The 13,131-nt window shown below is 39.2% G+C and carries 9 protein-coding genes; 4 read left to right on the top strand and 5 right to left on the bottom strand.

The window, feature by feature from the left end:
• Positions 1-128 precede the first annotated feature (128 nt).
• Together ACFSGI_RS17500 and ACFSGI_RS17495 are read left to right on the top strand one after the other, a co-directional pair.
• Positions 129-1,415 (top strand): MFS transporter, encoded by a 1,287-nt coding sequence (locus ACFSGI_RS17500; RefSeq protein WP_204825465.1) that lies wholly within the window; start codon positions 129-131, stop codon positions 1,413-1,415.
• A 291-nt stretch (positions 1,416-1,706) separates the two neighbouring features.
• A complete protein-coding gene (locus ACFSGI_RS17495; protein WP_204825464.1) occupies positions 1,707-3,293 on the top strand; it encodes a cellulase family glycosylhydrolase in 1,587 nt (528 codons plus the stop codon).
• A 107-nt stretch (positions 3,294-3,400) separates the two neighbouring features.
• Here the strand turns inward: ACFSGI_RS17495 and ACFSGI_RS17490 are convergent, their stop codons facing one another.
• The 5 genes from ACFSGI_RS17490 to ACFSGI_RS17470 form a co-directional block, all read right to left on the bottom strand.
• A complete protein-coding gene (locus tag ACFSGI_RS17490) occupies positions 3,401-3,814 on the bottom strand; it encodes a toxin-antitoxin system TumE family protein (RefSeq protein WP_204825463.1) in 414 nt (137 codons plus the stop codon).
• Positions 3,811-4,491: a helix-turn-helix domain-containing protein gene (locus ACFSGI_RS17485; protein WP_204825462.1), complete on the bottom strand. Its 681-nt coding sequence runs from the start codon at positions 4,489-4,491 to the stop codon at positions 3,811-3,813. The genes ACFSGI_RS17490 and ACFSGI_RS17485 overlap by 4 nt, the downstream gene beginning before the upstream one ends.
• A gap of 139 nt (positions 4,492-4,630) precedes the next feature.
• The gene (locus tag ACFSGI_RS17480) at positions 4,631-5,716 is read right to left on the bottom strand and encodes a hypothetical protein (protein ID WP_204825461.1); all 1,086 of its coding nucleotides are present in this window, start codon (positions 5,714-5,716) and stop codon (positions 4,631-4,633) included.
• 115 nt (positions 5,717-5,831) lie between these two features.
• Positions 5,832-6,617, bottom strand: a complete 786-nt coding sequence (locus ACFSGI_RS17475) for a Cof-type HAD-IIB family hydrolase (protein ID WP_204825460.1) — start codon at positions 6,615-6,617, stop codon at positions 5,832-5,834.
• A gap of 268 nt (positions 6,618-6,885) precedes the next feature.
• Positions 6,886-8,211 carry a nucleobase:cation symporter-2 family protein gene (locus ACFSGI_RS17470; RefSeq protein ID WP_204825459.1) on the bottom strand — a complete coding sequence of 442 codons (1,326 nt, stop codon included), beginning with the start codon at positions 8,209-8,211 and terminating at the stop codon, positions 6,886-6,888.
• A 482-nt stretch (positions 8,212-8,693) separates the two neighbouring features.
• Here ACFSGI_RS17470 and ACFSGI_RS17465 point away from each other — a divergent pair, with 482 nt between their 5' ends.
• Both ACFSGI_RS17465 and ACFSGI_RS17460 read left to right on the top strand, forming a co-directional pair.
• Positions 8,694-11,147: a rhamnogalacturonan lyase gene (locus ACFSGI_RS17465; RefSeq protein WP_204825458.1), complete on the top strand. Its 2,454-nt coding sequence runs from the start codon at positions 8,694-8,696 to the stop codon at positions 11,145-11,147.
• Positions 11,148-11,334: 187 nt separating this feature from the next.
• Complete coding sequence (locus tag ACFSGI_RS17460; protein WP_204825457.1) at positions 11,335-13,056, top strand: helix-turn-helix domain-containing protein; 1,722 nt, start codon at positions 11,335-11,337, stop codon at positions 13,054-13,056.
• Positions 13,057-13,131: the final 75 nt, after the last annotated feature.

Raw genomic sequence — 13,131 nt, 5'->3', positions numbered from 1 at the left:
GATTTTCATGAAAATTTAAAAAATAATGAAAATTGAATGCATCTCTGCGATAGAAGAAGTATAATTCTTGCAGTTAGCGTTTTATCTGGGTAAGCACAACCCGGACTTATAAAGGAGGGAAGGCAGTTTTGAAACGTTTGATTTGGATGGGTAGTTTATTTTATTTATTAATGGGTGCTATCAAAGTGACAGTGGCAGCGATTGTTACCGTATTACTGCCATTATATGATCGGGATTATACAGATGCCGGAGCACTTATTTTTATAGAATTTGGAGCATCGATTATAGGGATGTTGATTCAGCCCTGGTTAGCCAATCGAATCTCGAAAAAAACGATGTTACATATAGGCGCAATCGGCGTAGCTATTTGTTATATTTTGATCGCCTTTTTACCACCATGGTCGATCTTAATTGTCGGTATCGCTATCGCAGGATTTCTGGGCGGTATTATTGAATCGGTAATTGCAGCCGTTATTTTGGAAGGATTACAATCCAATGCCGCGATTGCTATGAGTCGCTTGGAGATTGCATTTGGTGTAGGTTCACTATTATTCCCGCTAGCGATTGGTATGCTGGTGCGGTCAGGGTTGTGGAATTATGCATTGCTCGGCATCGCGGTATATTGTATCTTTTTATCTTTATTTGTACGCTTTAGCCGATTTGAAGGAGTAGAGCCATTATTTTTGCCACGTCATTTGACCGATCTACCTCATGTCGTTCCAGCAACAGCGGCTTCTTCAGGTCCGGTTGGTGCTGTAGTGGCAGCGGCGGCAACCAATCATCCTTCTGCTCGTCTCAAACGATTGTGGGTAGGTGGAAGTCTGTTATTGCCATCGTTTGTTTTTCTATTTTTCTTATATGGAGCGACCGATATCGGGTTAGTGAATTATTTGCCATCGCTTATGTTAGAAACAGGAATGGCAGATGCAGGCACAGCACCGATCAGTGTTACCGTATTCTGGGCAGCTATGATTGTGGGGCGGATGTTTGCCGGTTATGAAGCAGAACGTATCGGTTATCGCCGGTATTTGTTTATTCATTGGAGCAGTATGATCGTATTGCTGTCTTTATTTGCACTGAATCGAAATCCACTTCTTAGTTATATTTTGATCGTGTTATTGGGTCTCATGTTATCCGGTCTTTATGTGGTCACACTGGTCTATATGAAAAAGTTAATGCCCAAAAATATAGCTCGTAATACCAGTATCGTGATGGCTGGCTGTGCGATTGGCGGAGGATTATTCTCTGTTGTTGCCGGACGGATGCTAGATACGTTGTCTCCTTCTTATGTACAATGGATGATGGCGATTGTTGCTTTGTTCAGCCTGATTACGTATGTACTGTATGCCAAAGAATCGAATATGCAGATCGAGCAGACTGAATTGACATCTACCGAACGAACGATTAATTCATAATTATAAAATGTAAGATCATAAAGCCAGTATAGATGCGGATAATTGCCGTAGCTATGCTGGCTTTTTTTTCTAATATGTCAATCGTTAGCTGTACGATATAAAAATAAGGAAAATCGTACTAAAGTAGATTCATCTACCTTCCATAAGGTAATACATATTATCACCTATAATATGGTATTTATTAGTCGTTTTTACACAAAAAACTATATTTTAAGCGAAAGTTACTCTATAATAGGTGAGTGTCCTAAATAACATAATTTTACATTAATTAAGAAGGTGAGCTGATAATTAATGAAAAAGACGATGTTTAAAAAGTGGAGCGCTTCGGTATTAACTGCTGTATTGACGTTATCGCTAACCACTTCGGTCTGGGTGCCACAAGCAAGTGCAGCTACAACGCCAGTGCAGAAGTATGGACAATTATCGATTGCTAACGGACAGTTGGTAGATAAGAACGGTACACCTGTCCAATTAAAAGGTATGAGTTCTCATGGGATTCAGTGGTATGGTAATTATGTGAACAAAGATACGATGAAATGGTTACGAGATGACTGGGGAATTACTGTATTTCGGGTAGCTATGTATACCGCAGAGAATGGATACATTTCCAACCCTTCGCTTAAAAACAAAGTGAAAGAAGCAGTCGCAGCCGCTCAGGAACTAGGTGTCTATGTGATTATTGATTGGCATATTCTTTCTGACAATGATCCGAATATATATAAAACACAATCCAAAGCCTTTTTCAGTGAAATGGCAGGTCTATACAAAGACTCACCAAATGTGATCTACGAATTAGCCAATGAGCCGAACGGTGGAGTCACATGGAATGGGCAGATTCGTCCTTATGCGCAAGAAGTGACTCAAGTGATTCGTGCCAAAGATCCAGATAATATTATTATTGTAGGTACAGGAACATGGAGTCAGGATGTACATGATGCAGCAGATAACCAGTTACCTGATAAAAACACAATGTACGCTGTACATTTCTATGCAGGAACACATGGACAATTTTTACGTGATCGGATCGATTATGCTTTGAGCAAAAAAGCGCCTGTATTTGTTACAGAATGGGGAACAAGCGATGCATCCGGTAATGGAGGCCCATTCCTAAGTGAATCGAAAGTATGGACTAATTTCTTAGCTAATCGCAAAATTAGTTGGGCGAACTGGTCACTTTCAGATAAAAACGAAGCATCAGCAGCTCTTCAGTCTGGTGCAAGTTCAGCAGGTGGATGGACAGCGAATAACTTAACAGCTTCCGGTAAATTTGTGCGGGATGAGACTCGTCTAGGGGCAACCACTACAAGTAGCGAAACAGATCCAGATACGACAACACCTCCAACTACAGGTGGTGATACCGGGACAACACCTCCGACGACAGGCGGTAGTGATACAGATACAAGCACACCTCCAGCTACAACAGGAGCACTTGTACTGCAATACCGTAATGGTGACAGCAATCCGACCGATAATGCAATTCGCCCTGTTTTTAATATCAAAAATAACGGTAGTACCGCTGTAAATCTAAGTGATCTCAAAATTCGTTACTATTACAGTGATGAAAGTCAGCAAAAGCAGCAATTTTTTATCGATTGGGCGAGCATAGGCGGAACCAATATTAGTGGTGCATTTGGTACACCGACCACATCCAAAACGACCGCTAATCGTTATGTTGAATTAAGCTTTGGTAGTGGAGCCGGTTCGATTCCAGCCGGAGGTCAAAGCGGAGATATCCAAGCTCGTATTCATCCAGCCGATTGGAGTAATTACAATGAAACTAACGATTACTCTTATGGCGCTAACCAGACTGCACTGGTTGATTGGAACAAAGCAAGTATCTACAATAAAGGGACATTAGTATGGGGCACAACTCCATAATCTAGAAGTCATCATTTCGATGTATCAAAGATGTATCACAATGGAAAAAAGGAGAGCTATCGTATAGATAACTCTCCTTTTTGTTGTATGTATATACTTCAACAAAATTATAATGTTTTTTGACTCATAATATGGATAAAAATAAGTTCGAGAATAGCAGGCAGTTCTTGATGATAAAAGTTAGAATAACGCGTTTGATTATGCAATTTTGCTTCAGCCGGTGGATGAATATGATGAGGTTCGGTCAGCGTTTGATATTTGGGATCATCAGGGTGCGGTTCGGAATGAAATTTAATAATTCTACCTTCTGATTGTTCCCAATCATAATAGGAATAGTCAATATTACCTTTACTGATTCGCTCTGTTATTCTAAGCTTACCACCATCTACAAAAACAATAGTATATCGTTGAAAAGACAAGCTACTCATAAGCCCTGAACCGTCTCCATCCCGCAGATCTGTAATGATATGACGAAATTCTTTTTCTATAAGTGTAATATTAGAAGGGTAACGTACTGTCATCGCTTAACGTCCTGTAATGTTCGCAACAATTGTTGCCATTCTGTAAAATCTCGTTGTTGTTGTGATGTCATTGTAGTGTGTGTAAGGATAACTTCTTCATAAGTACCATTATATTTTTGTTCATAATGATAAATAGCATCAATCAGTTCTTTCATTTCTTCAATAGCTGTTGTAGGACGAAGAGAGGTTCGTTCTAATTCGGTGTGGTATAACTCAGAAGCTTCTTTAATCGTGATATTTTCTCCAGTAGTAGATAGATAAATAGCATCTTCTGGAATACGCGCTTGTTTAAAACGCTCTCCTTTTTCTACCCCTACAATTCGACCTTTATGAATCCAGTTATTGATTGTAGCTACACTTACTCCAAAAAAGCGAGCAATATCTCCGGTAGTATATTTTTTGTTCGAAATCGTAGGATCAGTTGCTATATTGATTTGATGAACAAGAATCAATTGAAAATATTGTTGTAATTGTTGCACAGTTACATCATCTTCTAAGTGAATCTGTTGCAAAAGATGTTCAGCAGATGCAGGAGATGTCTTTTCGATATATTTAAGTAACACTTTGAGAAAAGTAGATAATTGAAGCTGATCTTGGTGATCTAGTTGTTGTGCAATTAAAGATGGGATTGTAATGGCTTCTGCCAAAGCTATTTCTCGTTCTGTTAATGTACTCATGATTCTCACCTCTATCTTTATCATATAATATTTATTATCAAACTTCAACCAAACTTAAAGTAAACATGAACATAAGTTATATGTAAAATATAAATAAAAACCAGCGTATCTTCTGCGTAAGAAAATAGCTGGTTTTATTTTAACGACTTTGAGCTGAACTGAGACGACCGTTCCAGAAATAAAGATAGGCTCCAGAATAGATCCATTGCTCATACGTTAAAGAGGATGATTGATACGTATTGATATCTGCTGGCTTGCCCCAAGATAACATAACTTGTTCACGGGTCATATTGTCTAATAATTTATTGTTACTGATCGCTGTCCAGACTTTATCGCTCCATTTGTACACACTACGTGGATTCATAGAAAACAAAATTTCACTTAACATCGTACCAATATAGTAATCTTCATTCAGTCCAATAAAGACTTTCTTTCCATTCAATTTCTGTAATGTGACGATAGCATTATTTTGATCATCTACTTGCACCGCGACAAAGGTTAGTTTCTCTAAATTACGAATATTGGTTGCTTGATAAGCGATATTATTGAACCAGACCGTTTTGCCACGCCATTGTTGATTATAAGTAGTGATTTGATTATCAACAAGAAAATCGAGATCAGACAAGTCGCTACTGATCTGATATGTATCACCTGATTTATTTTGAATCGTTGTATACAGCGTAGAAGATGCATAACTTACATCAGTAATCCAATAGGCGCCCGGGTAATTGAAAGGAAATATTTTCTGACCGACAAAGTAACCAAACTTTGCAGGCAATTGACTGATATTCGTTAAAATTTCACTGGATGCGCGCTTGCCTTCATCGTCACTCCAAATAAATAATGATTGAGCACTAGACGCATATTTTCCATCCAAATCGCTAATCGCTAACAACGATTTGTACATCACATAGGTTACGCCTGCATAAGCAAATGAATTAGAATCGTTGACTGTAATACTTCCTTTATTACCAGTAATCGTAAGCGGACTACCATATTGAATCGTGATACCTGGAATCCGATCCATAATTTTGATAGGAATGTATAGCTTATTGTTATTCACGAACTGCGTATATTGCTGGGTGATCTGAAACTTACCATTTACAAATAAAGAAACGCTTTGATATGTACTTCCTTTTACATTGACAGCATGAGTGGTATGGCTAGGCATCAGGATGACAAATACCATAATCCAGCTCAACAGACATAACAATCCTTTTTTCATTGTGAAAAATCCCCTTTTTCTCTATAGATCTGACAAAGATGTAAAATGCACATCCTTTTCAAATATCGGAGAAAAAGGGGAATAAATGAAGATAGTGAAGATAAAAGTTAAAGGATTAGTCTAACAATCCTACCATTTGCAGTCCATGTAAAATCCCATTCTCATCAACAGACTTGGTAATATGACGAGCAACTGCTTTGGCTTCAGGTTCAGCATTGCCCATAGCGACACTGTTATAAATTTGTTTGAGCATTTCAACATCGTTCAGTCCATCGCCGAACGCATATTGTCTTTCTTTAGGGAACCCTAGTTTTTCTGTAATTTTGGCAATCCCATGTGCTTTGGAACCGCCTGCTGGAAGAACATCGACAGACATTGGATGCCAGCGTATAAAATCGAATGATTTGAAGTCTTGCTCATACTTTTTCTCGGCATCTCCTATACAGAATAGAAGACATTGGTAAATTTCTCGGCCTTGATGATATAACGGATCATAGGTCGGGAATTTGCTTACTTTTAAAGTATGAATACTGGTGGTGATCATTTCATCTTCTTCCGGTACACTGGCTCGCATATCTTCAGCATCCATATAAACTAACGGATTATTTTGTTCTAATGCGGTTTGAGTCAGTTCAAGCAACGCATCTTTGTTAAGCGGATTGGTATATAACACTTCGCCACGCAAAACAACATACTGTCCGTTGTAACTGACATACGTATCAATCTCAAGTTCTTTGCGAATATCATCAAACATAAACGGAGCACGACCAGTTGCAATAGCAACTTCATGACCGCGTGCTTTTAGATCGAATACAGCTTTTTTGGTGCTTTCCGGTAACTTTTTATCAAAATCCAATAATGTTCCATCAATGTCGAAAAAAATAATACTTTGATTAGACATGGGTAGCTCCTATCGTTGTCATCTATTTTGGGTGTACACAGTATCACTCTATTATAACCGTCAATAGAGAGTCGTGTCTTGTATTTCAGTACAGTCTCTATCGTTATATACCCAAAAAGCTACTTTTTATGAGAAAGGATACTCACAAAAAAGTAGCTTTTGGATAGGTTGGATAATAGTATATGAATCGGTATTTCTCGTATCAATACATACAATAGAAAAGAAAGACTGATCCAGTAATGTTTATGTCTATCGTAGAATTGGCTATCTATCCATGTTGTTTGATCGGTTCGACCTGAGCAGGAATAGTAGCAGGACGTTTCCATTTGAGAGATAAGTTAAAAAATAGATTTAAAAAAATAGCAGATAAACTGCCTGTGATCGTACCGTCACTAACAATAATACGTAATGCTGAAGGCAAGCCTGCAAAAAGCTCGGGTACAACCGTTGCTCCAATACCAAGTGAGATCGAGCAAGCAACAACTAGCAGATTACGTTGTTCTTTGAAGTCTACTTCAGTTAGCATCCGAATCCCTGAAGCCACTACCATACCGAACAATACAACTGTAGCGCCACCTAGAACAGCAGCAGGGATAACAGTAGCAAGTGCAGCAATTTTGGGAACCAATCCCAGTACAATCAGAATACTTGCCGCCGCAACGATCACATTACGTGTTTTGACGCGTGACAATTCGACCAGCCCTACATTTTGAGCAAAGGTATTGTATGGAAAAGCATTGAACATACCACCAAGCACAATCGCTAATCCTTCTGTACGATAACCGCGTGTCATATCTTGTGGCGTTAATTTCTGATCACATACTTTACCCAAAGCTAGAAATACACCTGTAGATTCAACCACGATCACCATACAGACAATGATCATTGTCAAAATCGGAGCTATTTTAAATTCAGGCATACCGAACATAAATAATTGAGGAAGATGGAACCAGGAAGCTTCGCTAACACTAGAAAAGTTAACTTTGCCGATCATAAAAGCAACAACGGTTCCAGCAACAATACCTATCAATACCGATAACGAACGCATAAACCCGGTAAAAAAGCGATTAATGATTAAGATCAATGCTAGTACGCCAAAAGAAAGAAGGAAATTTGTGAGACTACCAAATTCGGGGCTATTAGCACCACCAGCCATATTGCGAATCCCGGTTGGAATAAGGGAAAGACCGATAACCGTTACAACGGTGCCAGTTACTACAGGGGGGAATAAGCGAATAATTTTACCAAAAAAGCCAGCGAATAAAAAGACAAACAACCCGGCAGCTATAATCGCACCATAGATCGCATTCAGTCCGTACTGATTACCGATTCCAATCATCGGAGTAATAGCGACAAAAGAGCTTCCCAGCATGACAGGTAGACCAATACCTAGATATTTGTTTTTCCAGGCCTGTAACATAGTAGCTATCCCACAGGTTAATAGATCAATCGCTACCAGATAAGACAACTGCTCTGCTGTAAGATTAAGCGCCCGTCCAACTAACAGTGGTACCAGAATAGCTCCTGCATACATCGCTAATACATGTTGTAACCCTAAAGACCAAATTTTACCTCCGGTTGGTTTGATGTCCATGTTATTCGCCCCTTTTTGAATATATTTTTACATTGCACGTCAACAAACAAAGAATGTAACGTAATAATATCTTTTGGTTCTCTATTTTGACGATATGTATTCTATTTATTTGTGCAAAAATATAATTTGAAGGCATTAATTTATGCAATATTATAAATTATGTGTTAGGTAATATCACATATAAATATTTAACACAATAATAGAGCGCTTACAATAAATTGTAATTAGATCAGACTTCAAAAATAGTGTGATCGAAAGGCACTGTTATTTAAACAGATGACTCTGATTTGTGTACACCTTTGAGAACATCTCAAATTTATAATAAAAGAGTTACTACAGACGATCTATCAAAATGTAAAGTAAGCTTTTGTCATTGAAAAGGAGGAATGTAACGTACATTTTTACAGATCATTATCTGTATAGCAGTATTCACTTATTCATATTTGTAAGCGTTACCAAAATACTAAGGATGGTGAAGGGGTATGAAAGAAAAGCACTATTCGCTAACTACTAAAATAGTAGCTGTAGCGCTAGGGATCGTATTGGTATTACCGACAAGTGGATTATTTGCAGCCGATACGAATGAGATGACGATTGCCAAAGATAAAGGCAATAAACGAGTACAGTTAGAGTATTTGGATCGAGGTCTGGTCGCAGCCAAAACACCGGATGGTATTTTTCTAAGTTGGCGCTTGCTTGGAGATGAAGCTACCGGTTATTCACAGACAGGACTCACAGGTACTGATTTTGCTCTATACCGCAATGGTGCCTTTTTAACAGTAGTTACCGATAGCACCAACTATCTGGATCGACAAGGAACAATTACCGCTAAATATACAGTAGCACCTATCCAGCCGAAAAAGCCCCGTACGATAGATTCGGCAGCTACAGTGACCGAATCTGTTTATGATACCCAATCACTTTCAACAACTGCTATAGAAGAATCCAAGTTAACTGCGTATCGCAACGATTACAATCTTAACGATCTACGCAAACCAGACAAAAAGAAATTAAGTGCACCTGCCACGGTCTGGAATGACACGTATTACGATCTTCCTTTGCAAAAACCGGCTGATGGAGTGACCCCTGCGGGTGAAGCATATACGTATTCAGCCAATGATATGAGTGTAGGTGATGTGGATGGAGATGGAGCGTATGAGTACTTTGTGAAATGGAGCCCTTCTAATTCCAAAGATGTCTCGCAAAAAGGGTATACAGGCAATACGTATATTGATGCGTATCAATTAGATGGACGATTATTATACCGCATTGATCTAGGAGTTAATATCCGCTCAGGTGCACATTACACTCAATTTATGGTGTACGATTTTGATGGAGATGGCAAAGCTGAAATGATGTTCAAAACCGCTCCAGGCACCAAGATTACTCGTTATAACTCACATGGTAAAGTCTCTTCTGAAAAATATATCACATTACCCAGAGCTGATAAAAAAGCAGGATATGCCAATACAGATGATTATCGATTAAGCAGTAGCGATTATTATGATCATGTGGTGGCTATGTTTCAAGGATGGCGTGAGCAAGAAGAAGTGAAAAATGGTCACTGGCCTCAGACGCTCGAAGAATGTTTTGGAATTGCACCGAAATATAATTATCCTTTATCTAGAGTGGATGCTGAAGCGTTGACGAATTACTTTATGGATGTCTATGCACCTGCTCGTAGCGCGCGTAACGATCTGCGTACATTTGAAGGCTTTATTTTGGATGGGCCGGAATACTTATCTGTATTTGAAGGTAAATCGGGTAAAGAATTAGAAACGATTGCGTATGAACCGGATCGTCATGATGATGGATTGATGTGGGGCGATTATGCGATGTCACGAATAGAACCGGGCAATCGGGTAGATCGTTTTCTAGCAGGAGTCGCTTATTTAAATGGTAAAACACCATCGGCAGTATTTGCGCGCGGGTATTATACGCGTTCAGTGTTAGTCTCCTACAATTGGGATGGGCGTCATTTACAAAAAGTATGGAATGCTGATAGCGGATGGACACCGATGAGCAATCCATTTAACGATGGACCTCATGGTGTAAATGGAACAGACCCCGAACTTGGTACACTTACTACACAAGGAGCTCATTCACTTACGATGGCAGATGTGGATGGAGATGGACGAGACGAGATTGTATATGGATCAGCGACTATAGATGACGATGGCAGTCTGCTCTACAGTTCGATGGATATTATGCCTGCTAACAGTGCTACACCAGGCGTAATCGCTAGACTGGGACATGGAGATGCGATGCATGTTACAGATATCGATCCGAACCGTCCGGGTATGGAAATCTATATGGTACATGAAGGTGCGACCTATGCGCCTTATGGCTACAGTATGCGTGATGCCGGAACAGGCAAAGTAATCTTTGGTGCCTATAGTGGCAAAGATACAGGGCGGGGCATGATCGGTGATATTGATCCATCTCGTCCGGGGCTAGAAGCATGGTCGGTAGATTTACGTACAGCCGATGGTCAATTGATCGGTACCAAAATTCCGGGAACCAATATGAATATCAAATGGGGAGCTGATATGACGACGCAGATTATCGATGGTGCTCGTGAAGTCACACCTACGATTCAAGATTGGCGCAAAGGAACCGTATTAACAGCTACCGGAACACTAACGAATAACGATACCAAAGGAACTCCTTCACTGGTAGCGGATATTTTTGGTGACTGGCGTGAAGAAATGCTGGTACGTACAACTGATAGTTCGGCGATCCGCATGTACCTGAGTACAGAAGTGACTACGCATAAATTGTATACCCTTTTGCATAATAAACAGTATCGTACAGGTGTTGCTCGTCAGAATACAACTTACAACCAACCGACCTATACCGATTTTTATTTTGCATCTGATACAGATTGGTCGAATGTGCCAATACCGAACTTTTATACTGCTGGAAAAAGAAAATAATTTCTAAATAGTTAAATATTTGTTAACTGCCTGTTGCTTTTATGGATTAGACTTTAAATAATCCCTAAAAAGCAGCAGGCTTTTTATTACTAATCGGATCAAAAAAATTATACAAACAGTTCTCTCACATTATATAATGCTAACAGATAAATGATAAAACATATCATTTACAGAGGAGGTTTGCAGTATGGACATGTACCAGAGTAGCCAGCGTAATCATTCGTTTATGATTCAGCCACCCATACATCCGATATTAGATATATGCAAATCAATCTACTCTTTTCATCTTACTCCTACACATTCTGTTATGAACAAACGTGCTGTGTTTATGACTCCATTATATGCAGAATATTTTACAATTATTGCTGTAGAAAAAGGTACATTGATGGTCAGAGATATTTCAACAGCAAATACTCATTCCAACGATCAACAACAAACATGGTATTTGCAAGCGGGTGATTTGTTAATTATCCATCCACAGGTTGAATTACAACTTTCCTACAATGAAGTTGGCTTTTTACATATCATCACTTGTGAGCGGTATGAACTGGTAAATAATTATACCAATCTTATGAGTTATGAATTATGTTATGAAAGTCTGCCTGAGCATGGATCGATTTTGCATCCTCAAGATAAACGCTTTTTTGGGTTGGTTGAAGAAATAAATCAATACATGAATCAAGATACCGATCATATTCATGCTATCTTACATGAATTATTACAACTTCTCGGCAGTTTGAATGATGCTCGCCATCACAAATGTTTAAACCGTTCGATGCAACAGGTGGCTAGTTATATTAGATATGCGTCAGAACAGCTACTTACTCGTGAAAATGTAGCCGCCCAGACCAGATTACATCCGCATTACTTTTCCGAAGTATTCAAAAAAGAAATCGGGTATACCTTTTCTGATTATCTGGCAATCTGGCGTATGAACAAAGCCAAAGAGCAATTATTATGCACAGATCATACCCTGCATCATATCGCCGAGCAGATCGGATACAGTGATGGTATTTATTTAAGTAAAAAGTTTCGTTCGTTTACAGGCATGACACCCGGCACATTTCGAGCGCGCAAAGGAACTACTCGTGTCGCTTCGTTCCCATTTGCAGGCACATTGCTGGCATTAGGGATCACTCCACTCGCAACAGCGCCAGAGATCAATCAATATTCGATGTTAATAGAAGAAGAATTATCTTCAGTGCCGCTATGGCATATCGATAAAGGGAACGATCAACCGCCAAGTGAGTGGTTATTTCAATTACCGGAGACGATTACCGAAGAGATGCAACCTGATCTGATTATTGTAGCGGATTGTGTATTGGAATATCCCAAGTTGTATGCACAATTAAGAAAGATTGCTCCATTAGTTATCGTCGAATGGGGAAGAAGAAATCATATCGACGAATTGCTCTATTTAGGGCAGATCTTAAATCGTCAGGTACAAGCGCAGGAATGGGTTCAACACTACCAGTATCAAATCGAAGCAGCCCGGCATGAATTAGCACTAGAGCATATTACAGAGCAGACAGTAGGTTTATACGAAATTCGGGGTGACCACCAGATTGCAATCTGGGGAGAAAGTACACGTGCAGGTTATAATCTGTATCGATCACTCAAATTACATCCGCCATATCCTATTCGTCATGAAGTATTTGAAGCAGGTGGATTCAAATGTATCGAAGAGCATCTGTTACCACATTATGCAGCAGATCATATGTTTGTAGTAGCGCCAGCTCACTGGTTAGAACAGATGGAACCGATGATGCAACAACATCCGATGTGGAGTCAATTACCTGCTGTACAAAATGGACAAATCTATGGCTTAAAATTAGAAGAATTTGCTTATGATGATGGACTTGCCTTAGAAAGACAACTTCATATTCAAGTTAGTTATTTAATGCAGTGAGTTAATAGAGCCTTTCATATACTATGTGTACAGCCATAATTATAGATAAATAGACTACATCACCCTGTCTACAAT

Origin of the sequence: Paenibacillus nicotianae (assembly GCF_042681745.1) — a bacterium.
Taxonomy (GTDB): domain Bacteria; phylum Bacillota; class Bacilli; order Paenibacillales; family Paenibacillaceae; genus Saccharibacillus; species Saccharibacillus nicotianae.
This window is presented reverse-complemented; position numbering and strand designations above follow the sequence as displayed.